We start from the raw sequence: 24,304 nt of genomic DNA, 5'->3' as shown, positions 1-24,304 counted from the left end.
CGATACTCGAAGCCTCCTTTTGAAGATCTTCTTTCTCTTAATCTGCTATTACTTCCCGATAAATTGCTGTGTCCAAACATTTCCGTTCTCTACATATCCAACACCAATATGAGTAAACTCAGGGTTTAAGATGTTCGCTCTATGACCTTCACTGTTCATCCAAGCATTGACTACTTCCTGTGGTGTACGTTGGCCTTTAGCGATGTTTTCGCCAGCAGTTCTGTAGCTGACACCGAATTGCTTCATCATATCAAATGGAGAACCATATGTTGGGCTATTATGGCTAAAGTATCCATTAGTTGCCATGTCTTGTGATTTCGCTCTTGCTACTTTGCTTAACTCTTTATCAGCTTCTAATGGTGATAATCCTTGTTTTTGACGTTCTTGATTAGTAAGTGTTACAACTTGTTGTTCAAATTGACTAAGTGCCTGTGTTGTTTGGTTATCTTTTGTTGTTTCTTGTTTTGCAGCAGTTTCTTTATTAGCAGGTTCTTGCGGTTGTACTACTTGTTTATTATCAGATTGTTTTGTGTTTGACTCCTCTTGCTCTGTAACTGCTTCACCTTTGTCTTCTTTTACCTCAACCTGTGCTTTTGGATATTTAGCAAACCATTTGTTAAGCATCTCTTGAACAGAAGAGTTAGAGATTTGATCTCCACTAAATTGATAATATACTTGCTTTGTATAATTAGATTGTGCTTGGACCTCAGCTGAAAATCCACTACCGAATACTAGTGTAGTAATTAGTATTGCTCCAATACCTATTTTCTTAAACATATGTCAATCACTCCTTGTTTGAAATTTCTCTTATAGCATAGCATGGGTTTTGATGTAATATTTATGGTTCTAATTGGTAAATAAGTAAAATAGGTAGGATGATAGATTTTATCAGTAAGAGACTATGCGTCTAATGGTAATAAAATGAAGGGCAGGAAATAAAAAGTATTAAATAGCTATTGACAGGATTTGTTCTAGCAAGTGTGTTTAATTATTTTGTAATTACCTTGTAATATTAAGAAACTAGCTGTTAAGAAATCAAAAACCAAAGCAATTTCGGCATATTTTTTTGGCAATATCGGCTAATGGAAAACAGCTCTTTCTATGCTAACTTATAGTTAAATATATAAAGGGGGCTTTCACATGAGTTATAATGTAAGAAGAATAGAAGAGAAATATTCCTTAACAATTGATGCAATTATTGATAAAAAATACGAAAAGGAAGAACATCAAGGAAAAAAGGTATATCATTCAGTTCAGAAGGCTTTGGATAATATAAAAGGGAGTTCTGCTGCTATTTTTGTTGCTAATGGAACTTATTATGAGAAGCTGAATATTGAAAGCGCATCAGTTACAATTATTGGTGAAGACAGGGATCAATCTATATTAACGTATGACGTCGCGAGTGGAACGAAGAAGGAGGACGATTCAACCTATGGCACGTTCGAAAGTGCTAGTGTTATTGTTAAATCGCCAAATTTTGCCGCATATAATATAACGTTTGAGAACAGTTTTGATTATATGTCTGAGTACATGAAAGCAGATGATGACCTGACAAAAATGAGAAATATTCAGGCAGTTGCTTTTCGGACTGCGGATAAAAGCAATCAGACGAAGTTGAAAAATTGCCGCTTCAAAGGCTGCCAAGATACATTGCTTGTAGATAGGGGCACCCACTATTTTAAGGATTGCATAATTGAGGGGAACGTGGATTTCATCTTTGGTGCAGGTCAAGTTGTCTTTGAAACATGTGATATTATTTCACTTGATAGAGGGGACTCTGTCAATAACGGTTTTATTACAGCTGCGAGCACCTCCATACAGACACCATATGGGTTTCTATTCGATTCTTGTAAACTGTTAAAAGAAACCAGTCAAATGAAAGATGAAACGGTGTATTTAGGTAGACCATGGCATCCGGGAGGAGACCCTCATGCACAGGCAAGTGTGTTATTTTACCAATGTGAAATGGATTCACATATTAAGACAAATGCATGGACAGAAATGGGCGGGTTCTCCCCGATGGATGCAAGGTTGTATGAATATAACAGCAGCGGCGCTGGTGCCATAGTTAGCGATAATCGGAAAGTATTAACGCAGAAGGAAGCGGAAGAATTTTATGATTATTTACGCAAACATTGTGTAAGGTAACAGAAATGAGAGGGGATTAATTATGGTAGAAATTGATCGGCAAGCTTCGATCCAGATACAGGATGAACATGTTCCAGGATTTTTAATGCACTATAAAGAAGATCATTCACCAATGTCTATCTTTCATCGTCACCTAGGTTATGAAATTGTATGGTTGAAAGATGGAGAAGCATTGTATGTATTTGAGGAGAAAGTTTACCGATTAAAAAAGAATACGATTCTTTTATTTAAAAGCTCGGAATTTCATCGAGTCAGTTTAAAAGAGGATGCTGTTTATGAACGTGTTGTGGTTATGTTTACAGAAGATTTCCTCTCATTTAATCATCCTGTCTTATCCGGATTCAGTGGATTTCTTGATCAACTGCCATCGCCGCATTTTATGTTAGATCTGTTTGTGTGGCATACAGAAAAATTAGAAGTGATAATGGATAACTTACTGTATGAATATGAGAATAAAGACAATTGGCAACAAAGTGCTGCATTAGAATTGTATCTGTTAGAACTGTTGTTATTTATCTGTCGCGAAATTAAAGATGAGAATAAGCGTGGACATCACCTGACGATTGAGCAGCAGCAAGCAAATCCTGTAGCTGTACATGACAAAATTATTAGAGTAATTAATGATGTATGGAATAGAGATTGGAGCCTGGATGATATTGCGCAGCGTTTGCATTTAAATAAATACTATTTATGTCATTTTTTTAAAAAAGAATTTGGTGTTACCATTCACGAATATATTCTCCAGAGAAGAATTTTTGAAGCAAATAAACTGTTAACAGATACTGAAACTCCAGTTCACCGCATTGCGGAATATGTCGGTTTTATGTCTGCATCTAGTTTTATTAGGCGATATAAAGAAAAGACGGGGGTAACTCCAAATCAATATAGAAAAAAGCAGGAGAGAATCCGCAGAAATATGAGATAAAACGTTACAGTTATTAATATATAATATGTTAAAAGAGAAGTATACCTGGCAATGGGTATACTTTTCCTTTTTAGGTGTGTATAATACCATTGATAAAGGTATAGAAGGGAAATAATATAAATGCGAAAATGGCTTTATTTACTATTAGTATTATTGACTATTATTTCTGCCGGCTGCAGTCAAGTAAAACAAAATAAATCAGATTTCTCTGAAGGTAATGATGGGGGACAAGTGGCAATATCGGAAGGGGAAAGGCCGATTGTTACAATAGAAATGGATAGTGGGAAAGAGATGGTAGTAGAATTGTATCCTGAATTTGCGCCGAAAACTGTAGAAAATTTTATCAAATTAGTTGAGCAAGAGTTTTATGATGGATTAACCTTCCATCGAGTTATCCCTGGATTTATGATTCAAGGTGGGGACCCGAATGGTGATGGAACAGGTGGAGCTGATCATCAAATTGTTGGTGAGTTCGAAAGCAATGGATATGATAACCCGTTGCTGCATGAAGAAGGGGTTATCTCTATGGCTAGAAGCCAAGATTTTGATTCAGCAAGTTCCCAATTCTTTATTATGGTAGAAGACTCTCCGCACTTAGACGGAGATTATGCTGCTTTTGGAAAAGTGATTAGTGGGATAGAAACAGCGCAAGAGATTGCCTCCGTTGAACGTGAGCATAATGATAAACCGAAAGAAGACCAAGTCATTAAAAAAATGACAGTGGAACTGTCGGAAGAATAAATGGTAAAAATGGCTTTTGTCTAATATAGTAGAGCAAAATAAGGGGGATTAAGGTTGTCATCAAAAGTTGAAACATATGTGACAGAAATAGAAGAGTTAGATCGAAAAGGTTCTGGTAGATCAGTAGTATGGCGGGATGTTGGACAAGTAAATCCTAAAAAACTGAAGTTAAATATACCCCAGACATTAGTAGGGGAGAAAATTAAAGTAAGTGTTGAAAATCCAGACAGAAAATGGGCAATTGTAAAGCCAGAGGAGATTGTGGAAGGACACCCAGAACGAGTGGAAGCACCTTGTCCTCATTTTGAACGTTGTGGTGGCTGTGTTTGGCAACATTGGTCATATCAAGGCCAATTAAAAGAGAAAACGGATCATGTTAAGAAAGTGATTGGGGAGCAAGGTTTTGATGCAGACCTTGTGAAAGATGCGATTGGTATGGACAATCCTTGGCGCTATCGCAACAAGATGGAATTTACTTTTGCTAAAGATGGATCCTTAGGGCTTCACGAATCAGGCAACTTCAGAAAGATTATTTCCTTAGAGACCTGTTTAATTGCAGGGAAAGAAATGGTAGAGGCTGCAATGGAAATTGCTAATTGGGCTAAGGACCATCAACTATCTGGTTATGATAAGGATACACACGAGGGCTTACTTCGACATTTAATGGTTCGTCAATCTTTCGAAACTGGTGAAATTATGTTAGGTTTGTTTGCAACAGAAGGGCCTAACGGCAAATTAGCAGATGCTGTTAAAGATATAACAGAGCGGATTACTAGTAAATTCCCACAAGTAAAGAGTCTGTTATGGCTGGAAAATAGAGATTGGGCAGATCGAACACAATCAGAAAACACTCATGTGTTAGCAGGAAGAGATTTTATTTATGATGAAATGTTAGGTTATCGTTATCGCCTCTGGTTTGATACTTTTTTCCAGACAAATCCGTTGCAGGCACAGAAGTTAGTAGAATTGGCCTTAGAAATGGCAGAACCTGCGGAGACAGATAGAATGATAGATTTATTTTGCGGTGTCGGGACATTTTCTCTCCCATTTGCAAGTAAAGTAGGTGAGCTTGCAGGGATCGAAATTGTGGAAACATCGATTGAATCTGCAAAAAGAAATGCAAAGGATAACGGAATTTCTAATACGTATTTTCTCGCGAAAGATGCCAGACGAGGCATTGATGAGATATTAGAATCATTTGGTGTTCCTGAGCTTTTACTGCTGGATCCGCCAAGATCAGGTGCAGGTGGCAAGGTAATGCGTCGGATAGGACGTGCGAAACCGCAAAAAGTAGTCTATGTTTCTTGTAATCCGGATACCTTTGCAACAGATATACAAGAATTAGCTCAATTTGGGTATAAGTTGAAGCAAGTGCAGCCAGTTGATTTATTTCCGCATACGATACATGTGGAAACAGTTGCATTGCTGGAAAGGTAAGTTCACTAATTGAATGGAAGTTTATAAACCGGGCTACTGTCCGGTTTTTTGCTTCATTGTGATTTCCTCTTTCATTAATAAGTGCTAAACAAACGACTTGCATTGTTATAAACTCTAAACTTAATTGGTAATTTGGAAAGTAGTCTCTTGATCAACTAATACAATGCAATTCTTATGCTTTTGTAAGATAGAAGCAGGGAAAGTTTCTGTTATTCCTCCATTTACTAATCGATTATATGCCTCCGCTTTCGTCTCTCCTGATATAAGCAGGATAACTTGTTTGCTTTGCATGATGGTGTTAATTCCAACAGTAATTGCTTTTTTTGGAACCTGATCGATATTGTCAAAAAATCTTGCATTTGCCTCTCTGGTTGATTTTTCTAGTGAGATAATATGAGTCTCTTCGGAAAATGATGTGCCAGGTTCATTAAATCCGATATGACCATTCTCTCCCAGACCTAGAACCTGAATGTCCATACCTCCTGCAGTTTCGATTACTTGCTGATATCGTATACATTCTTTCTCCAAGTCATATGCCATTCCATTGGGAATATGGGTATTTGCTTCATTTATATCTATGTGCTGAAAGAAATTCTCTCTCATAAAATAATGATAACTATTGGGATGAGTTGCAGGTAAGCCAACATATTCATCTAAGTTAAATGTAGTAACTTTTTGAAAGCTGATTTCTTTCTTTTTATTTAAATGAATCAATCGATTGTAAAGTCCAATTGGTGTAGAACCTGTTGCGAGACCTAGCTTAATTTTAGGGTTTTGACCGATTTGTTCAGCTAAAATTTGGCATGCTGTATGACTCATTTTCAAATAATTTTTCGATTCAATAATTTTCATCTGATTTCCCCCCTGTAAGCAATCTCACCATGGCAAAATGTATAAGCGATTTCCCATTGATTATTTACAACAAGAATATCAGCATCTTTCCCTGCTTTGATTGATCCTTTTCTTGAGAAAATGTTCATCCTCTTTGCTGGATTGACTGCCGTCATTTTAATAATATCTTTTGTGTCAGCATTAGTTAATTCGAGCATATTCTTAACAGCATCAATCATTTTCAGCGTACTGCCTGCAAGTGTTCCATCCTCTAATATTGCTGTATTGTTATCAACTGTTACCCGTTGTCCCCCTAAATCATAATTACCATTAGCTAATCCTTTAGCCCGCATCGCATCAGTTATTAATAGTAATCGATCACTTCCGATCATTTGATAGGCCATTTTTAACATTTCTGCAGATACATGTACTTTATCGGCAATTATTTCAGCATATAATGGATCAAGCATAAAGGCGGCACCCACTGCACCAATATCCCGGTGGTGAATACCGTTCATTGCATTACACAGGTGAGTTAATTGTGTCACACCCAATTCTGTTACATTTTTCATATCGCTGAAACTTGCATTTGTATGACCTGCAGACATATTAATCGATTGTCTGTTTAAATATTCTATAAACTCACCGGTAGTGTCCAATTCTGGTGCGAATGTTACTGTTTTAATCAATCCTTGTGCTTCTTTTTGCCATGCTTCAAATAGATCTATATCTGGTGGCATAATATACTCTTCAGGCTGTGCACCTGCTTTCTCTTTAGCGATAAAGGGTCCTTCTAAGTGAACCCCAATAATTTCCGCAGTATTCTTCTTTCGATGTAAATAATTTGCTACATTCTGTAATGCCTTTGTAATTTGATCGGGTGACTGAGTAATCGTCGTAGCAAGGAAACTTGTTGTACCTTCTTGTGGTAATTTAGTTGCCATGATATCAAGTGCCTCATATGTTCCATCCATTACATCTGCACCATATGCACCATGGATATGTCCATCAATAAATCCAGGAATAATCATTTTTCCATTGGCATTAATCATATTTTCTGCATTTTTCGAAGAGATCTCCAGATTTGATACAGCATCAATCTTTCCGTCTTTCAATAAAATAGCCCCTTGCTCTAAAACCGTATCTTCTGTATAAATAATTGCATTATAAATAAGCGTTGTACTCATATCACTCATCCCTTTCCTATGTAATTTAACATATTAATGTATGGTTGTCTATACATATGTAAGTGTATACATTTACCCGTTTTTTTGTTAGAATGATAAAAAATTGTAAAAATAGAAAGAGAGTTGCAAATGATCGATAAAAAATCCCCGCTACCGATATATTACCAATTACAACAAGAAATTAGAGAACAAATACAAAATGGTGAATTACAACCAGGCGAATTAATACCATCTGAGCGGATCTATACAGAAAAATACGATATTAGTCGAATGACAGTAAGACAAGCAATAAATAATCTTGCACAAGAAGGTTTGCTTGTTCGTATGAAGGGAAAAGGTACATTTATTGCTGAGCAAAAGATTCAACAAACATTAAAAGGGATTACAAGTTTTAGTGAGGAGATGAAACAAAAGGGAAGGGAGCCAGGTTCAAGAGTAATCTCATTGAAAGAGATCAATGCCGATCGTTTCATGGCGAACAAGCTGGATATTGATAATGACGCCAAAGTGTTAAAGTTAAAACGAGTACGTTTAGCTGATCAGATACCTGTAGCTTTTGAAACATCTTATATGCCCAAAGATACAGTTGGTCAAATGAAAGAAGAAGATTTCGCTAATTCTTTTTATGAATATGTTGAAAATGTGCTGCACTTCCATATAACTCACGGTGAACAGGATATTGAATCAACACTTGCAGAACAAGAGGATAAAGAATATTTAGGGCTAGAAGATGGAGCCCCGATTTTATTAATTAAACGGTTAACGTACATCAGTGGAAACAAGCCAATTGAATATGTTAGAACAGCCTATCATGCGGATAAATATAAGTACAAATTGAGTTTACCAAGATAAGGGTTTTTTAGAAAGGAAAATGGTAGGCTTTCTTAAATAGTTGCTATATAATAAAAGTACAGTTCTTAAAAAAGGTAGGAATAGTGAATGACGGATGAGAATCATAATATAACAAGAATAGAACTTGATGGAAAAGAATACATATTGATAGGAACAGCACATGTTTCCAAACAAAGTGCAGAATTAGTTAAAGAGGTAATTGAAACAGAACAGCCAGATTCCATATGTGTGGAGCTTGATAAACAACGGTATGAATCAATTGTAAATGGAGATAAGTGGAAGGAAATGGACATATTCCAAGTTATTAAAGAGAAAAAGGCTACCTTATTATTAATGAACTTGGCAATATCTTCTTTCCAGAAAAGAATGGGTGCACAATTCGGTATTAAACCAGGACAAGAAATGATCCAAGGTATTGAATCAGCAGATGAAATTGGTGCTGAGCTTGTCCTAGCAGATCGTAATATTCAAATTACGTTTGCAAGAATATGGGGGAACATTGGTTTAAAAGGGAAGGTGACTTTATTAACCCAGGTTCTCGCAGGTGTTTTTTCCAAAGAGGCCATTACAGAAGAAGAGTTAGAAAAAATGAAGTCACAGGATGCGATTGACACTGTCCTAAGTGAGTTTACTGAAAGCTTCCCTAAATTAAAGGAGCCATTGATTGATGAACGTGATCAATACTTAGCCCAAAAAATTAAAAAAGCACCAGGTGAGAGAATCGTCGCAGTTTTAGGTGCTGCTCATGTACCGGGGATCAGCAAGGAAATAGGAAAAGAACATGATTTAAAAGCACTGAATAAAGTACCGCCAAAATCAAAAGCCCCTAAAATAATTGGTTGGACAATTCCGTTAGCAGTTATTGCATTAATTGCCTATACGTTTTTGGCTAACCCTATGGCCGGTTGGCAACAAGTAATGAGCTGGCTGATTTGGAATGGCGGGTTTTCAGCATTAGGTGTTGTTATCGCATTAGGACATCCGTTAGCAGTGTTAACTGCTTTGGTTGCTGCGCCGATTACTTCATTAAACCCTTTAATGGCAGCAGGCTGGTTTGCTGGATTTGTGCAAGCCTTAGTCAAACGGCCGCATGTTTCCGATTTTGAGTCATTAGCAGATGATGTTTACACGATAAAAGGATTCTGGCAAAATAAAGTCACTAGAATTTTATTAATCATTATTTTGGCAAATATAGGGAGTACGATAGGTACAGTCATTGCAGGTACAGATATTGTTCGCGTGTTCTTTGAGAATTTGTAAAATAGCATAAAGATTTAAGAGAGCTGTCCATAATATTAAGGGACAGCTCTTTTGCTTTTCATGCTGAATATTTAGTCATTATATTTTTAGCAAGATGGATGCAGTTATCATAATTATATATGGAAAGCTTCATGTTGTTCGGCTACATTAGCAGTTGAAATGAGTGTAGTTAGTAGATGGTATATAGGATAACAGGCCTTGATTAACATGCTGATTAAGGAATAATTAAAAAATATTGGCTAGTGCACCTTTTATTGTTGGGAAGTGAAATTGGTACCCGGCATGAAGAAGTCGTTCAGGTGTCACCCACCGGCTTTTTAAGATGAGTTCTGTTTCAGTTTTGATAACGGCTGCACCTAATTCAAGCAATGGCCTTGGTGCAGGGAGTCCGTACGGGCGGTGTAACTGTTGGCGTAATGCGTTCATTAACACATAATTCTGAATAGGATTAGGGGATGAACAATTAAATACACCATCTAAGTCTTTTCGTTCTTTTAAAAAGAGAATGATTTGCAGTAAGTCTTCTACATGAATCCAACTAAACATTTGTTGGCCATTCCCTTGGATTCCGCCAAGCCCGAATTTTACTAAATTTTTATAAGGGGTTATTACTCCACCGCCTGGCCCTAGGACAATGGAAATCCTTAATGCAACTTGTCTGGTATTTTCTAAATCAAAACTAAAAAACGCTCTTTCCCACTTTTTTGCAACTTCTACAGAAAATCCATTTCCGTATTCGCCGTTCGTTTCGGTCATTGGTCGATCTTCTGCGTGACGGTATATTGTCGCTGTACTGGAATTAATCCATAGTTTCGGTGGATTAGAGCATTTCTGAATGGCATCACCTAGAAGTCTTGTGGTACCGACGCGTGATGTAATAATCTCCTGCTTATTTTTCTCATTATATCTACAGTTAACGGATTTGCCTGCAAGGTTAATAACCATTTCCGCATTGTCTAATGCCTTAACCATACCAGCTTGGTCATTCCATGTTATGGCTGGTTTTCTCCTGGAAATTATGATAACTTCATAATTTAGTTCTTCTAACTTCTCTTTCAGGTATGTACCAATAAATCCTGACCCGCCTGCTAACACAACTTTTTGTCTCATTCGTACACCTCCATCGTTTTCCTTATCCTATCATAAGGAAACCCAAAAGTGGGAAAAAAGTCTGAAAATTGTATGAAGATTTGATATAATTAAAAATTAATCAGATCGTTACAAAAGGAGGGTGTGTTTATGGGAAAGCGTGCGCTGATTAATGTGGATTATACATACGATTTCGTGGCATCGGATGGTGCTTTAACTTGTGGTGATCCAGGACAAGAAATTGAAACTAAAATCACTGAAATTACCGAGACATTTATTAACCGGAATGATTTCACTGTATTTGCCATTGATGTTCATGATGAAGGAGATCCTCATCATCCAGAAACAGATTTGTTCCCGCCGCATAACATTCGTGGGACAAAGGGAAGAGATTTATATGGGAAATTAAAAAACGTATATGAAGATAACAAGCAAGAAGAATTTGTGTATTATATGGATAAGACGAGATATTCAGCTTTTGCTGGCACAAACTTAGATCTTTTGCTTCGAGAAAGAAAGATAAATGAGGTACACTTAGTGGGAGTATGCACAGATATTTGTATTCTGCATACTGCTGTTGATGCATACAATAAAGGATTTGATATTGTGATTTATCAAGATGCCGTCGCTTCTTTTAACCAAGCAGGTCATGAATGGGCACTAGGGCATTTTGCTAAATCATTAGGCGCATCTGTGAAAGAATTTGGAGGAAAATAATCATGACTTACGAAGACGATAGCTTAATGCTTCATACAGATTTATACCAAGTAAATATGGCCGAAACATACTGGCGGGATGGTATGGCTAATAAAAAAGCTGTTTTTGAACTGTATTTTCGTAAACTGCCATTTGATAATGGATATGCTATATTTGCAGGCTTGGAAAGAGTACTTGATTTTATTAATAATTTTGGATTTACAGAGAGTGATCTAACTTATTTAAAGGAAATTGGCGGCTATGATGACGACTTTTTGGAATATTTACGTACTATGCGGTTTAGTGGTACCATTCGTTCAATGAGAGAAGGAGAAGTTGTTTTCGCTAATGAACCGTTAATTCGTGTGGAAGCACCATTAGCAGAAGCACAATTAATTGAAACGCCTTTATTAAACATTGTGAATTACCAAACATTAATCGCTACAAAGGCAGCAAGGATCAAGCAAGTTGTCGGAGAGAGTGTTGTAATGGAATTCGGAACAAGAAGGGCGCATGAAATGGATGCAGCGATCTGGGGGACGCGTGCTGCATATATTGGAGGGTTTTCGGCAACTAGTAATGTCAGAGCCGGAAAACTTTTTGGTATCCCGATAGCTGGTACACATGCCCATTCCATGGTTCAAGCATACCGCAGTGACTATGTAGCTTTTAAAAAATATGCGAGCACACACTATGATTGCGTCTTTTTAGTTGACACTTATGACACCCTCCGGTCAGGTGTACCAAATGCGATAAAGGTTGCAAAGGAGTTTGGCAATAAGATTAACTTTAGAGGAATCCGCCTAGATAGTGGAGATATGGCCTACTTATCAAAAAAAGCACGTAAGATGTTAGATGAAGCTGGTTTCGCTGATGCGCAAATTATTGCATCAAATGATCTGGATGAATATACCATTTTAAACTTACAGGCACAAGGTGCGGAAATAGATATTTATGGTATTGGAACTAAACTGATTACAGCGTATGATCAGGCAGCTCTGGGCGGGGTATATAAATTAGTTTCAATTGAGGAAAATGGGGAAATGGTAGATACAATCAAAATTTCAGCAAATCCTGAGAAAGTAACTACTCCTGGAAGTAAACGTGTTTTTCGAATTATAAATAACGAAAACAAACATTCTGAAGGGGATTATATTGCATTAGACCATGAAAAGCCGCAAGAGGAAGAGCGCTTGAAGATGTTTCATCCTGTACACACTTATATAAGTAAATTTGTAACAAATTTCACTGCTAAGGATTTGCATCTAGATGTTGTAGTGAATGGCGAAATAAAATATCAGTCACCTAGTTTGCAAGACATCCAAAACTATGCTCATGAAAATATGGGATTGTTATGGGAAGAATATAAACGAACAATGAAGCCGGAGGAATATCCAGTCGATTTGAGTGAGCTTTGCTGGGAAAACAAAATGGAGCGAATTAAAGAAGTCAAGACGAAAGTAAAAGGAATGGTTAATATCAAGTAAAGGAGTTTGTTAGTATGCGTGCATTACAGAAGGAAATTATTGCAACATTAAAAGTAACACCTGAAATCGAACCACAAGAAGAATTCCGTCGCAGTGTAGATTTTGTAAAAGAATATTTGAAAAAACATACTTTCTTAAAAACGTTAGTGTTAGGTATTTCCGGTGGCCAGGACTCCACATTAGCAGGTTATATATGCCAAACGGCTGTAAATGAATTGAAAGTGGAGACGGATCAAGAGGAGTATCAATTTATTGCTGTCAGATTGCCGTACGGAGAGCAGGCGGATGAAGATGACTGTATGGATGCATTAGAGTTCATTAAACCGGATAAAACAGTGCGTGTTAATATTAAAGCAGCCGTTGATGCGAGTCAAGCAGCTGTTGAGAAGGAAATCGGTCCAATCAGTGATTTTGTTAAAGGTAATACGAAAGCACGGGAAAGAATGAAAGTACAATATGATATTGCTGCTGCATTAAATGGTGTGGTTGTTGGAACAGATCATGCAGCTGAAGCTGTAACAGGTTTCTTTACAAAATATGGAGATGGAGCAGCAGACATTGTCCCTCTTTATCGTTTAACAAAACAACAAGGCAGAGCCATTCTGAAAATGCTTGGCTGCCCAGAACATCTTTATCTAAAAACACCAACTGCAGATTTAGAGAGTGATAAACCTCAATTACCTGATGAAGTAGCCCTGGGCGTTTCCTATGAAGTAATTGATGCTTATTTAGAAGGTAAAGAAGTTGCTGAAAAAGATGCAGAAATAATTGAAAACTGGTATCTAAAAACAAGACATAAACGTGAAGAGCCAGTTAGCGTATTTGATGATTGGTGGAAATAAATAATGAAACAAAAGAGTTGTCCGAAATATGGACAGCTTTTTTTAATAGATGATAATGTTTGAAAACTTAGAAATAAGGTAAAGTTAGGTGTAGGCAATAAAAAGTAATTACATTCCGAAGTGATTGCTGACAATCACGGATAACTATGGAAATTGACGCAGTATAAAGCATGATGATATAATTATCTTGAATTCGAGATAAAGGAGTTGGGTTTTGATGAATGGATTAAAAGGAATGCATCATGTTACAGCAATTACAAGTAGTGCAGAAAAGAACTATCAATTTTTCACATATATATTAGGGATGCGATTAGTTAAAAAAACAGTAAATCAAGATGATATTCAGACATATCATTTATTCTTCGCTGATGATAAGGGGAGTCCAGGAACAGATATGACGTTTTTTGATTTCCCGGGTATACCGAAAGGAACACATGGCACAAATGAAATTTATAAAACATCTTTCCGTGTGCCAAGTGATGAGGCAATTGAATATTGGGCAAGAAGATTTGATCGGCTTCATGTAAAACATACTGGTATCAAAGAACAATTTGGGAAGAAAACTTTGTCCTTCGTAGATTTTGATGATCAAAATTATCAATTAGTGTCAGATGAAAATAATAATGGTGTTAAGTCAGGAACACCATGGCAAGATGGGCCTATCCCATTAGAATACGCTATTACAGGTCTTGGTCCAATATTTGTGCGCATTCAAGATTTTAAATACTTTAAACAAGTCATGGAGAAAGTGCTTTTATTTACAGAAATTGCTGAAGAAGAATCCAGACACTTATTTGAGGTAGGGGAAGGTGGAAATGGAGCACAAGTAATTGTGGAAGAAAATAAAGTAATGCCAATGGCTATGCAAGGTTATGGTACTGTTCATCATGCAGCTTTTCGAGTGGATGATAAACAAACATTACTTGATTGGGATGACCATTACCGTAAGTTTGGTTTCCAAACATCCGGCTACGTTGATCGCTTTTTCTTTAAATCCTTGTATACAAGAGTTGCCCCCCAAATTTTATTTGAATTAGCAACAGACGGACCAGGATTTATGGGTGATGAAGAGTATGAAACATTGGGAGAGAAACTGTCACTACCTCCGTTCCTTGAGGATAAGAGAGAACAAATTGAAGGAATGGTTCGTCATATAGATACGGTAAGAAGTACGAGAAATATAGAAAAAGAGTATGAATAATCTTAAAAGGCTTTCTTTCATAATTGGAAGGAAGCCTTTTTAGTTATTTATATGTTTGCTTTTATTTCCCCACTATAATAATAGGTAAATATTAACTTAATTTTTACATAAATAGGGTAAATTCTTAATATTTAACCCTTAAAATAAAAAGAGTAGCTAGAAAAGTAATACATAGGGGGAAATAAATTGAAAAAATTATGGTTAGTACTTACTGCTGTTCTATTTGCAACATTATTAGCAGCATGTGGTAATCCAGAAGAAGGATCGGCAAGTGAAAATGGTAATGAAACAGAGGCGGAGGAAGGTAATACTTCCAATAGTGAAGAACCTGCAGAAGAAGCTGGTAAAGCGATTGACACATTATCAATTGGTTTTGTGCCATCAAGGGATCCAGAAGAAATTGTTACGGCAACAGAGCCATTAAAAGAATTATTAAAAACAGAAATGGCCAATCTTGGTTTTGATATTGGTGAAGTTACTATAGATGTAGGTACAAACTATGAGGCGGTTGGTGAAGGTTTATCAGCCGGAACAACAGATATCGGACTAATTCCAGGTGGGACATATGTCCTTTATGATGATGGTGCGGAAGTAGTCTTAACAGCAACTCGGGCGGGATTAACCAATGATTCTGATAATGCAAAAGACTGGAATGAAAATAAACCAACAGAACCAAGTGATGAGCAAGTAACTTATTACCGTGCATTAATGATCGCAGGTCCTTCAGAAAAAGGACAAGAACTTGCGGAAAAAGTAAATAATGGTGAAGATTTAACTTTTGATGATGTAAATAGCGCAAATTGGGCTGTAATGTCAACATCATCACCAGCTGGATATATTTACCCGGCTTTGTGGTTAAAAGATAATTTTGACAAAACAATTTCAGATCTAGATAGTGCTGTCCCAGTAGATTCATATGGCAGTGCCTTTGCAAGACTAGCAGCAGAAGAAATTGATGTAATGGTGACATATGCGGATGCTAGACGTGATAACGAAGAAGCATGGCAGGAAGAATTCAACCGTGAGGGCACTATTTGGGAGGAAACAAATGTTATTGGAGTTACTCCAGGTATTTATAATGACACAATTAGTGTTAGTAAAAACTCAGAAGTAATGACAGATGAATTGAAAAATGCCATTCAACAGGCTTTCATCAACATTGCTCAAACAGATGAAGGAAAAGAAGTTATTTCTATTTACAATCATGAAGGTTATCAAGAAGCGCAAGATTCAGACTATGATAACGAAAGAGCTGCACAAGAGATGGTGCAAAGCCTGAACTAAATAGTGAGCTAAATGAGAATGGAGAACATCAACATGGTGTTCTCTTTTCTCACGAAGTCAGGGGCATTTCAGCATGTAAAGAGAAAAAGGAAGAACTTTTTCTAATAACAAGAATGGAGTTTAAAAGATGATTGAATTTATAAACGTAGAGAAGACTTACCCAAACAATGTAAAAGCATTGCAAAATATAAATTTAAAGATCAATAAGGGAGAATTCGTTGCTGTCATTGGTTTATCAGGTGCAGGAAAATCAACATTAATAAGGTGTATTAATCGAATGCACGATATTTCTGATGGGCAATTAATTGTAGATGGTGTGGAAGTAAAGAAATTAAGAGGAAATGAGATTCGTAAATTCCGCAGAAGAATTGGAATGATTTTTCAATCATTTAATCTGGTTACCCGTACTACCGTCATAAAAAATGTGCTTGTATCTTTTGTTCCTCAGCTATCTTTTTTTAGAAAGGTAACAGGCCTGTTTTCAAAAGAACATAAGATAAAAGCATTAACTGCATTAGATCAGGTAGGTATCTTAGACAAAGCATATGTTAGAGTTGACCAACTATCAGGTGGACAACAGCAGCGTGTAGCCCTTGCAAGAACATTGGCACAAAACCCGGATATTATTTTGGCCGATGAACCAATTGCTTCTTTAGACCCTGTTACATCAAAACAAGTGATGGATGATTTTAAAAGAATAAATCAAGAAATGGATATCTCCGTAATTATGAACATCCACCATGTAGAAATTGCATTAGAATATGCCGATCGAATTATTGGTGTGCGCGAAGGACAAGTAGTATTTGACGGAAAGTCTGCAGATGTTACAGACGAGGTTCTTGATCATATTTATAAAGGAAAAGCAGAGGAGATAATGGAGGAAGTTAAAGGGGAGCAGGCCTATGTATGATAAAATATTTCCGCCGAAAAAAATTCTCTTGCCGAATGGGAAAATTATTTTAGAGAAGAGATCAAGGACACCACTTATTCTAATCTTAATCGTAATCGGAATAATCTTATCATTGGAGTTCACAAAATTTGATGTTTATCAGTTAATCAAGAAAGGGTACGAGTTCTTTTTCATAATTGGTGAAATGATACCACCTAATTGGGAAAGTCTATCGAATATATGGACGCCATTAATGGATACAATTAAAATGTCCTTGCTTGGCTCTTTGCTGGGTTCATTGGCTGCTATCCCTGTTGCATATTTAGCTGCATCAAATATTGTTCGAAGTACGATCATTAACACAATTGCCAAGGTTGTTCTTAGCATTCTAAGAACACTGCCTACACTAGTTGCAGCATTAATTGCAACATTTATTTTTGGTCTAGGAACATTAGCAGGAACAGTCGCAATTTTTCTATTTACACTTGCTTATGTTGGAAAGCTGTTATATGAGCAAATTGAGAATGCTAGTATGGGATCATTCGAAGCGATGGAATCTCTCGGGATGACAAGAGTACAAGCTTTCCGGAATTCTATATTTCCTCAAGTATTGCCGAATTTCCTATCTACATCCCTTTTCTGTTTCGAAGGAAATGTACGTTATTCTGCGATCCTGGGATATGTTGGAGCAGGAGGGATTGGGCTCTTATTGAAAGAAGGCTTGGGCTGGCGTGATTATGCAAGTGTTGGAATGATCTTATTAGTACTTGCGATTACCGTTTTTGTTATTGAAACAGTTAGTGAACATTTCAGGAAAAAGTTAGTATAAAAGGGGCATTACTAAATGAATCTGGTAGAAAAACAATTAGATGCTGCACCAAAAAGGTACTGGTATTATGGTACCATGTCTGTTCTTATCATTTTGCTGGTTGCTTGGTCAACTTCAACAGTAAACTTAAATAATATCTCAGAAAATGGCTTGTCAATTGCCAGCAATATCTTATCAGGGATTGTCACACCAGACGTGGATCTGTTATTAAACTTTACCGCAAAAGGTGTTGCCTATTTATTAGTTGAAACAATCGCTATTGCTTTTTTAGGTACGATTATTGGTTCGATATTAGCCATTCCTTTGGCATTTCTATCTGCATCAAACGTTGTACCGAAACCTGTAGCATTCCTGACAAGACTGCTGCTAATTTTTATTAGAACAGTTCCAGCTTTAGTATATGGATTGATGTTAATTCGTGTAACAGGGCAAGGACCTTTTGCGGGGGTATTAACAATAGCACTCATCTCTATCGGTATGTTAGCGAAATTATATGTTGATGCAATTGAGGATTTAGATACAAGTATTTTAGAATCAATGACCTCCATTGGGTGTACGACATTCGAAAAGATTCGCTATGGGATTGTGCCACAATTATTTGCAGTCTTTTTGTCCATTATGATCTATCGCTTTGATATGAACTTAAGGGAAGCATCTGTTCTGGGATTAGTTGGAGCAGGGGGAATTGGAGCACCACTTATTTTTGCGATGAATGCATATAGATGGAATGAGGTTGGCTCTATTTTAATTGGACTAGTGATTTTAATATTAATCGTTGAACTTTCATCAAATAAAATTCGCAATAAATTAATTAGAGGATAAACTGGTGTTAGTGGCACCAGTTTTCTTTGACTAAATAGATTTGCAATCGAAATCTTATCAAGTTAAGATGTAGTTAAAACGATGGAGTTGTCTGCTTGATGAAAAAAATAGAGAAAGCCGCACGGTTAATAGAGAAACACCACCCATTATTCGCATGTCCAATTTGCGGGGAAAGAATAATAGTAGAAGATCACATAGTGAAATGTAAATCCAATCACCCTTTTGACATCGCTAAAAAAGGTTATATCAACTACTTAATGCAAGCCTCTCCAAAAGATTATAGCAGAGAATTATTTGAAGCAAGGCATAAAATTATAAATGCAGGGATGTACGAGAAAATGCATCAAATGATTGCCACAGTAATAAACGAGCTTATTACTTCATCAGCTTCTGCTTGTTTAGATATTGGCTGTGGCGAGGGCTCTCATTTAGTGCAGATCCTGCAACAAACAAATAAGGAAAATATGATTGGTGTCGGAATGGATATTTCGAAAGTTGGGATTATGACAGCCGCTAAATATTATGAAGATATCATTTGGACAGTAGGCGACTTGTCCAAAAGTCCTTTTCAATCGAAACAATTTGACATATTATTAAATATTTTATCACCAGCTAATTATGTCGAATTCTCCCGTTTATTAAAGGATGACGGTATAGTAATAAAAGTTATTCCTCAAACATACTATCTAAAGGAAATAAGAGAGTTAGTATTAACAGATGAACAGAAAGCCTATTCAAACGATCAGACGATAGAAAATTTTCGTAAATATTTTCCTGATGTTAAAGTGAAAAGGCTAAAAGAAAAATGGAAGGTAGAACAGGTTTATCAAGAGGCTCTGTTAGATATGACACCATTGACATGGGGAAAGAATGCAGGAATACATTCTTTAGATGAGATAACGATTGATTTAGATATTTTAATTGCACAAAAGAGAAGCTAAGACAAAATTATATTGATCATCTGTAAAAGTGGTTTTTCCATCGCTTCCGACAAAATACTTGCATTTCCGCTGGCACGGCTTCAGCTTGATCGGAAAACAAATAACGCTTTCCTAAGGGCTCTTCAGCTCGTGCTGTTCCCGCGGGAGTCTGCGTATTTGACTATACTTAGTATCAGCGTCTACTTCTATAAATGGGATCGTTCGCTATTTGGATAAGTTATTTTAGTTATGCCTCATCCTCTTTGCCTTAATAATCTACAGTCACTTCATCTTCTACCTATTTCACAAGTTTTTCATACGGATCATTATATAAGTATTTTATTGTCCAACCAAACATTGTCGTTGTTAGTTGATGAACCAATTGCCGTAATTATACGGGATTCGACGATGAGACGCGTACCATTTCCTTCACGTGATAATGAATATTGTGTAATGCTTTTTCCTCTATTTCCACTTTGTAAGGTGCTTCCTCAATACTATTAATGCATGGAATTTTTCGGTTAAAAGTTTAGACAACTATCTTTCTCAATTCATGTTATCTCCTTCGATTTCATATGTCTATTATATACACTAGATAAATAGAAGTTCCCAAAAGTGGTTGTACAAATAAAGGGAATCTTTTAGTATATTAAGAAATAGAAATGTATTTTTAGTCGTTCATTATGAAAGGGGTTACATAATGAAAAAGCTGCTTTTTGCCTATCTTCTGCTAATTGGTCTATTCGTCTTATATGTTTATCAATATCAATCTGATAATACAACAAATAGTCAGTGGTCAGATTATGAACTGAGAGGCACTATTGACGAGAACTATGTGATGGTAACTTTTCAATCAGGTATCGATTACTGGAAGCGGGCACTTAAAGGGTTTGAAGATGCTGCAGAAGCATTGAATGTTTCTGTGGAATATCGAGGAGCAACCCAATATGATGTCGATGAGCAGATTACTGTTTTGGAACAGGTAATCGCTAAGAAGCCAGCCGGGATTGCCGTTTCAGCGATGCACCCTGTTGCTTTAAATGATGTTATTAATAAGGCGATTGATGCTGACATTCCTATTGTTACATTTGATGCGGATGCCCCGGATAGTAATGCCCATTCTTTTCTGGGAACAGATAATTTCCAAGCGGGAGTTGTAGCAGCACACAAAATGGCCGAATTAATACATGAAAGGGGAGAAATAGGGATAGTAACACACCCAAAACAATTAAACCATCTAGAAAGAACGAGAGGATTCCGCGAAACGCTAGCATCAGAGTATCCTCATATGGAGGTGGTTTCCTTAACAGATGGCAGAGGAGATCAAATGACTTCTAAGGAAGTAGTGGATGAAATGATTAGAGATTATCCGGATTTAAAGGGAGTGTTTGCCTCAGAGGCTAATGGAGGAGTGGGAGTGGGACAATCAGTACTTGAGCAACAAAAGAAAGACGAAATTCATATTATAAGTTTTGATACAGATAAAGGGACGTTAGATATGGTAAAGGAAGGTGTAATTTCAGCGACATTAGCACAAGGTACATGGAAAATGGGTTATTGGTCTCTGCAACACTTATTCCATCTTCAGCATGGACTTGCTAGCAAAATGGAAGCTGGTACGAGTCTCCCTCGTTTTGTAGACACTGGAGTAACAATTGTAACAAAAGAAAATGTAGATGATTTTTATCCAAATGAATAATTAGAATAGGTGAACTATTTTGAAAAAATGGACACAAATAAACAATATACCAATCCGGTATAAATTAATCTCTCATTTTCTCTTCATCGGTATTTTGCCGATTCTTTGTCTAGGTATACTGGTAAGCCTGACAGTAGAAAGAGTTTTGGAAGAACAGGCAAACGACAATACGATGCAACTTATAAGCAAGGTAAACCAGACTTTTGAATTTCATATTAACAATATGCAAAGCATTACATATATGATTGCATCAGATAATGAGGTGCAACAGTTCCTGGATGAGTCTGATGGATTCAAAAACAAGTATGAAATCCAACGTTTCTTAAGAAGTTTTACGACAATTACTTCAGAGGTAGCAGGTATTATGGTTGTTAGTAATGAAGGAGAATATATTAGTAATGAATTGTACTCCCCGTCTGTTATTGATCTGACGAAGAGCTTTTGGTATGAAGAAGCGGTAAAAAATGACGGTATTTTTCATATTCTCGGCAGACCTGACGGGAGAAGACTTACGTCAATTGTGGATTATAAAAATGAAGATGTTGTGTCAGTAGTTCGTGCAGTAATTGATCCCTTTACCAGTGAAGTTCGCGGGGTCATACTGATTGATTTAAAGCTGCGGGTTATTGCAGAAACTGCACGAGATATTCGACTTGGAAAAAGTGGATATCTAATGGTTGTGGATAATAAAGGGCAAAACATTTACCTGCCTAATCAACCAATTGTGGAAAAGGTTCCATTAGAGTGGATCAGCGAGCAGCCTTCAGGAAATTTCTCTAAAACAATTAATCATGAAAGGATACAGTTTATATATCAACGTTCGCCATTTGCAGATTGGACCACTGTTGGTGTATTCCCTGCAGAAGAATCGTTATTTGAACTTAGAGAAATTCGATTCTATTTAACTGTTTTTATTTTTATTATTATGATTTTTGGGATTCCGGTGAGCTATTATCTATCCCAATCTATCTCTAAACCAATAGTCGAATTGATGACATTTATGAGAAAGGCAGAAAGTGGTGATCTCAACGTTAGATATATGGACAAACGATATGATGAGATTGGATTGCTTGGCCGTAGTTTTAATACAATGCTGCAAAAGCTTCTGGAACTAATAAGCTTAACGGAAAGACAGGAAAGGCAAAAGCGAGATGCAGAATTTCGCAGTTTACAGGCCAATATAAATCCGCATTTTCTTTATAACACACTAGATACTATTCAGTGGATGGCTAGAAAACATAAAGCAATGGACGTAGCTGAAGTTGTCGAATCTTTAGCGAAACTTTTCAGAATAGGGTTAAGCAAAGGACGTGATACCATCATGGTATCAGAAGAAATAGAGCATATTGAAAGTTATCTAAAGATACAAAAAACAAGATATCGAGACAAACTGAATTATAGAATGAAAGTGAATCCTAAAGTGCATGCCTGTTATACATTGAAGTTTATCTTACAACCGATTATAGAGAATGCAATCTACCATGGGATTAAAGAACGAAGAGGGCCGGGTCACATTAATATTACTGCTGAGAAGGAAGCTAGCCAATTAATTATTAAAATCATTGATAATGGAGCGGGTATGGAGAAAGACCAGCTTGATGCATTGAGGATAGCGATAAAGGAGGCTGTAAAAAGGACAGAGAACGCAGAATCCCAAAATAAAAAAGGATATGGCATACTAAATGTGCAGGCGAGAATACAATTAGCATATGGGAATGATTATGGCTTGGAGATTGATAGTGAGAAAGGACAAGGTACATGTGTGAAGCTTCTGTTACCAATTATTAAAGAGCAATATTTAGAGAAGGGGTAGGAACAATGGCGAAGTGGAAAGTGGTAATAGCAGATGATGAATGTATTATTCGTGATGGTATCAGATCGGCAGTAAATTGGTCAGAATTGGATATGAAAGTTGTCGGGGAAGCGGAAGATGGAGAAGAAGCAGTAGAACTAGCATTAAATGAAGAGATTAACATCCTTCTAATTGATCTGAATATGCCTATTTTAAATGGAATCGAAGCAATGAAGCAAATAAAAAAAAAGATAGATTGCAAAATGATTGTCATTTCTGGCTATGATGATTTCAGTTATGCTCAGGAAGCTATTCGTCTGCAGGTGGAGGATTATCTACTAAAGCCTGTAAATCCAGAGAAATTAAATGAAATTTTATATGGTGTAAAAAATGAACTAGAAAGAAGAGAAAAGCAAGAAGTGTATATAGAGCAAGCAACTAATTCATTTAAAAAAAATCATTCCCAGTTGAAAGAACGATTTTTTACAGATTGGATTAATAACACACTATCAGACTCTGAAATAAAAGCACAACTTGAATTTTTACAGCTTCCTATAGAAACACCCGAACACGTATTATTAATCAAGTGGTCTGAAGAAGAAATTAATCATGTTTTGCTTTCAGAAAATGATAGAAAAATCTATTTATCTGCAATTGAAAATATAACAAAAGAGATTGTCGAAGATTATGTTACGGTTATTCTTCAAGATCAAACCAAATGGATACAAGTATTTATCTGGGACAAAGTCGTCAGGGATCTTCCAATAGAAATAGAAGCTGCTGTCAAATTATACACGAATCAGGTAGTTTATGTGCAGATGGTTAATACTGGGGGAAAGGGTTATCAACAACTAACACATGCATATGAGCGTTGTAAAAATGAGATAAATGACTACATTCATCTATCTCCTATTGTAAAACAAGCATTGACATATATGAGAAAACACTACTGTAAAGCGGATTTAACATTGGAAAGTATTGCAGAAAACCTTCATGTTTCTGCCGTTTATTTAAGTAAGATGATAAAAAAAGACTTAGGGGAAACCTATGTCCATATTGTGACAAAAATGCGTATAAAGAAAGCGAAAGAATTATTAAAGTGTCCTGACCTGAACATCCGTGATGTTGCCGAAACAGTAGGATATGATTCACAACATTATTTTAGTACCTCTTTTAAGAAGGTGGAAGGTATGTCACCAAAGCAATATAAAACAAAAAATCTGCAGTAGACTAGAAGAGCTCTTCCTTTAAAGGAGGGGCTTTTTTCTAATCATTAATCATTAATCCGAGAGTTAACAAGGCGAGTGGAAGAAGATAATTTTACAAAAAGAAAAGTAAAGCCTAATATCACCCTTTCACATATCATTATCTCT

General features: G+C 36.5%; 22 protein-coding genes. 18 read left to right on the top strand and 4 right to left on the bottom strand.

The window, feature by feature from the left end; genetic code table 11:
- Nucleotides 1-48: 48 nt before the first annotated feature.
- Entirely contained in the window at nt 49-777 is a 729-nt protein-coding gene (locus ACFOY7_RS03745) for a CAP domain-containing protein (RefSeq protein WP_390249530.1), read from the bottom strand.
- A gap of 363 nt (nt 778-1,140) precedes the next feature.
- Between ACFOY7_RS03745 and ACFOY7_RS03740 the strand changes: the two genes are divergently transcribed.
- The 4 genes from ACFOY7_RS03740 (at nt 1,141) to rlmD (ending at nt 5,251) form a co-directional block, all read left to right on the top strand.
- Nucleotides 1,141-2,148 (top strand): pectinesterase family protein, encoded by a 1,008-nt coding sequence (locus ACFOY7_RS03740; protein ID WP_390249528.1) that lies wholly within the window; start codon nt 1,141-1,143, stop codon nt 2,146-2,148.
- A 22-nt stretch (nt 2,149-2,170) separates the two neighbouring features.
- On the top strand, nt 2,171-3,073 hold the full coding sequence (locus ACFOY7_RS03735; RefSeq protein WP_390249526.1) for an AraC family transcriptional regulator: 903 nt from the start codon (nt 2,171-2,173) through the stop codon (nt 3,071-3,073).
- Nucleotides 3,074-3,193: 120 nt separating this feature from the next.
- Nucleotides 3,194-3,814, top strand: coding sequence for a peptidylprolyl isomerase (locus tag ACFOY7_RS03730; protein ID WP_390249524.1), 621 nt, complete (start codon nt 3,194-3,196; stop codon nt 3,812-3,814).
- 54 nt (nt 3,815-3,868) lie between these two features.
- Nucleotides 3,869-5,251: a 23S rRNA (uracil(1939)-C(5))-methyltransferase RlmD gene (rlmD, locus tag ACFOY7_RS03725; RefSeq protein WP_390249522.1), complete on the top strand. Its 1,383-nt coding sequence runs from the start codon at nt 3,869-3,871 to the stop codon at nt 5,249-5,251.
- Nucleotides 5,252-5,371: 120 nt separating this feature from the next.
- Here rlmD and nagB read toward each other — a convergent pair whose 3' ends face one another.
- Nucleotides 5,372-6,103, bottom strand: coding sequence for a glucosamine-6-phosphate deaminase (nagB, locus tag ACFOY7_RS03720; protein ID WP_390249520.1), 732 nt, complete (start codon nt 6,101-6,103; stop codon nt 5,372-5,374).
- Complete coding sequence (gene nagA / locus ACFOY7_RS03715) at nt 6,100-7,269, bottom strand: N-acetylglucosamine-6-phosphate deacetylase (protein ID WP_390249518.1); 1,170 nt, start codon at nt 7,267-7,269, stop codon at nt 6,100-6,102. The genes nagB and nagA overlap by 4 nt, the downstream gene beginning before the upstream one ends.
- 129 nt (nt 7,270-7,398) lie before the next feature.
- Between nagA and ACFOY7_RS03710 the strand changes: the two genes are divergently transcribed.
- Complete coding sequence (locus ACFOY7_RS03710; protein WP_390249516.1) at nt 7,399-8,121, top strand: GntR family transcriptional regulator; 723 nt, start codon at nt 7,399-7,401, stop codon at nt 8,119-8,121.
- An 87-nt stretch (nt 8,122-8,208) separates the two neighbouring features.
- On the top strand, nt 8,209-9,381 hold the full coding sequence (locus tag ACFOY7_RS03705) for a TraB/GumN family protein (RefSeq protein WP_390249514.1): 1,173 nt from the start codon (nt 8,209-8,211) through the stop codon (nt 9,379-9,381).
- 225 nt (nt 9,382-9,606) lie between these two features.
- Here the strand turns inward: ACFOY7_RS03705 and ACFOY7_RS03700 are convergent, their stop codons facing one another.
- Entirely contained in the window at nt 9,607-10,491 is an 885-nt protein-coding gene (locus ACFOY7_RS03700; RefSeq protein ID WP_390249512.1) for a TIGR01777 family oxidoreductase, read from the bottom strand.
- Between the two features lie 129 nt (nt 10,492-10,620).
- Between ACFOY7_RS03700 and ACFOY7_RS03695 the strand changes: the two genes are divergently transcribed.
- The 12 genes from ACFOY7_RS03695 to ACFOY7_RS03640 all read left to right on the top strand — a co-directional run bounded on the left by ACFOY7_RS03695 (nt 10,621) and on the right by ACFOY7_RS03640 (nt 24,160).
- On the top strand, nt 10,621-11,187 hold the full coding sequence (locus ACFOY7_RS03695) for a cysteine hydrolase family protein (RefSeq protein ID WP_390249510.1): 567 nt from the start codon (nt 10,621-10,623) through the stop codon (nt 11,185-11,187).
- Between the two features lie 2 nt (nt 11,188-11,189).
- Nucleotides 11,190-12,653, top strand: coding sequence for a nicotinate phosphoribosyltransferase (locus ACFOY7_RS03690; RefSeq protein ID WP_390249508.1), 1,464 nt, complete (start codon nt 11,190-11,192; stop codon nt 12,651-12,653).
- 14 nt (nt 12,654-12,667) lie between these two features.
- The gene (nadE, locus tag ACFOY7_RS03685; RefSeq protein WP_390249506.1) at nt 12,668-13,495 is read left to right on the top strand and encodes an ammonia-dependent NAD(+) synthetase; all 828 of its coding nucleotides are present in this window, start codon (nt 12,668-12,670) and stop codon (nt 13,493-13,495) included.
- Nucleotides 13,496-13,712: 217 nt separating this feature from the next.
- The gene (locus ACFOY7_RS03680) at nt 13,713-14,696 is read left to right on the top strand and encodes a ring-cleaving dioxygenase (RefSeq protein WP_390249504.1); all 984 of its coding nucleotides are present in this window, start codon (nt 13,713-13,715) and stop codon (nt 14,694-14,696) included.
- A gap of 186 nt (nt 14,697-14,882) precedes the next feature.
- Nucleotides 14,883-15,980, top strand: a complete 1,098-nt coding sequence (locus tag ACFOY7_RS03675) for a phosphate/phosphite/phosphonate ABC transporter substrate-binding protein (protein WP_390249502.1) — start codon at nt 14,883-14,885, stop codon at nt 15,978-15,980.
- A 127-nt stretch (nt 15,981-16,107) separates the two neighbouring features.
- Nucleotides 16,108-16,890 carry a phosphonate ABC transporter ATP-binding protein gene (gene phnC, locus ACFOY7_RS03670; RefSeq protein WP_390249500.1) on the top strand — a complete coding sequence of 261 codons (783 nt, stop codon included), beginning with the start codon at nt 16,108-16,110 and terminating at the stop codon, nt 16,888-16,890.
- The gene (gene phnE / locus ACFOY7_RS03665) at nt 16,883-17,698 is read left to right on the top strand and encodes a phosphonate ABC transporter, permease protein PhnE (protein ID WP_390249498.1); all 816 of its coding nucleotides are present in this window, start codon (nt 16,883-16,885) and stop codon (nt 17,696-17,698) included. The genes phnC and phnE (ACFOY7_RS03665) overlap by 8 nt, the downstream gene beginning before the upstream one ends.
- Before the next feature lie 15 nt (nt 17,699-17,713).
- Nucleotides 17,714-18,520 carry a phosphonate ABC transporter, permease protein PhnE gene (gene phnE / locus ACFOY7_RS03660; RefSeq protein ID WP_390249496.1) on the top strand — a complete coding sequence of 269 codons (807 nt, stop codon included), beginning with the start codon at nt 17,714-17,716 and terminating at the stop codon, nt 18,518-18,520.
- A 98-nt stretch (nt 18,521-18,618) separates the two neighbouring features.
- Nucleotides 18,619-19,461: a putative RNA methyltransferase gene (locus ACFOY7_RS03655; RefSeq protein WP_390249494.1), complete on the top strand. Its 843-nt coding sequence runs from the start codon at nt 18,619-18,621 to the stop codon at nt 19,459-19,461.
- 679 nt (nt 19,462-20,140) lie between these two features.
- Nucleotides 20,141-21,139 carry a substrate-binding domain-containing protein gene (locus ACFOY7_RS03650; RefSeq protein WP_390249492.1) on the top strand — a complete coding sequence of 333 codons (999 nt, stop codon included), beginning with the start codon at nt 20,141-20,143 and terminating at the stop codon, nt 21,137-21,139.
- 19 nt (nt 21,140-21,158) lie between these two features.
- Nucleotides 21,159-22,952 (top strand): cache domain-containing sensor histidine kinase, encoded by a 1,794-nt coding sequence (locus ACFOY7_RS03645; protein ID WP_390249490.1) that lies wholly within the window; start codon nt 21,159-21,161, stop codon nt 22,950-22,952.
- Nucleotides 22,953-22,957: 5 nt separating this feature from the next.
- On the top strand, nt 22,958-24,160 hold the full coding sequence (locus ACFOY7_RS03640) for a response regulator transcription factor (RefSeq protein WP_390249488.1): 1,203 nt from the start codon (nt 22,958-22,960) through the stop codon (nt 24,158-24,160).
- Nucleotides 24,161-24,304: the final 144 nt, after the last annotated feature.

Origin of the sequence: Gracilibacillus xinjiangensis (genome assembly GCF_042651765.1) — a bacterium.
Lineage (GTDB): Bacteria > Bacillota > Bacilli > Bacillales > Amphibacillaceae > Gracilibacillus > Gracilibacillus xinjiangensis.
This window is presented reverse-complemented; position numbering and strand designations above follow the sequence as displayed.

Coding starts and splice junctions, on each gene's coding strand:
- nadE (WP_390249506.1), top strand. CDS start 12,668: ATGCGTGCATTACAGAAGGAAATTATTGCAACATTAAAAGTAACACCT.
- ACFOY7_RS03690 (WP_390249508.1), top strand. CDS start 11,190: ATGACTTACGAAGACGATAGCTTAATGCTTCATACAGATTTATACCAA.
- ACFOY7_RS03680 (WP_390249504.1), top strand. CDS start 13,713: ATGAATGGATTAAAAGGAATGCATCATGTTACAGCAATTACAAGTAGT.
- ACFOY7_RS03740 (WP_390249528.1), top strand. CDS start 1,141: ATGAGTTATAATGTAAGAAGAATAGAAGAGAAATATTCCTTAACAATT.
- phnE (WP_390249496.1), top strand. CDS start 17,714: ATGAATCTGGTAGAAAAACAATTAGATGCTGCACCAAAAAGGTACTGG.
- ACFOY7_RS03655 (WP_390249494.1), top strand. CDS start 18,619: ATGAAAAAAATAGAGAAAGCCGCACGGTTAATAGAGAAACACCACCCA.
- ACFOY7_RS03705 (WP_390249514.1), top strand. CDS start 8,209: ATGACGGATGAGAATCATAATATAACAAGAATAGAACTTGATGGAAAA.
- ACFOY7_RS03695 (WP_390249510.1), top strand. CDS start 10,621: ATGGGAAAGCGTGCGCTGATTAATGTGGATTATACATACGATTTCGTG.
- ACFOY7_RS03640 (WP_390249488.1), top strand. CDS start 22,958: ATGGCGAAGTGGAAAGTGGTAATAGCAGATGATGAATGTATTATTCGT.
- nagA (WP_390249518.1), bottom strand. CDS start 7,269: ATGAGTACAACGCTTATTTATAATGCAATTATTTATACAGAAGATACG.
- ACFOY7_RS03735 (WP_390249526.1), top strand. CDS start 2,171: ATGGTAGAAATTGATCGGCAAGCTTCGATCCAGATACAGGATGAACAT.
- ACFOY7_RS03730 (WP_390249524.1), top strand. CDS start 3,194: ATGCGAAAATGGCTTTATTTACTATTAGTATTATTGACTATTATTTCT.
- ACFOY7_RS03650 (WP_390249492.1), top strand. CDS start 20,141: ATGAAAAAGCTGCTTTTTGCCTATCTTCTGCTAATTGGTCTATTCGTC.
- phnC (WP_390249500.1), top strand. CDS start 16,108: ATGATTGAATTTATAAACGTAGAGAAGACTTACCCAAACAATGTAAAA.
- ACFOY7_RS03700 (WP_390249512.1), bottom strand. CDS start 10,491: ATGAGACAAAAAGTTGTGTTAGCAGGCGGGTCAGGATTTATTGGTACA.
- ACFOY7_RS03710 (WP_390249516.1), top strand. CDS start 7,399: ATGATCGATAAAAAATCCCCGCTACCGATATATTACCAATTACAACAA.
- phnE (WP_390249498.1), top strand. CDS start 16,883: ATGTATGATAAAATATTTCCGCCGAAAAAAATTCTCTTGCCGAATGGG.
- ACFOY7_RS03745 (WP_390249530.1), bottom strand. CDS start 777: ATGTTTAAGAAAATAGGTATTGGAGCAATACTAATTACTACACTAGTA.
- nagB (WP_390249520.1), bottom strand. CDS start 6,103: ATGAAAATTATTGAATCGAAAAATTATTTGAAAATGAGTCATACAGCA.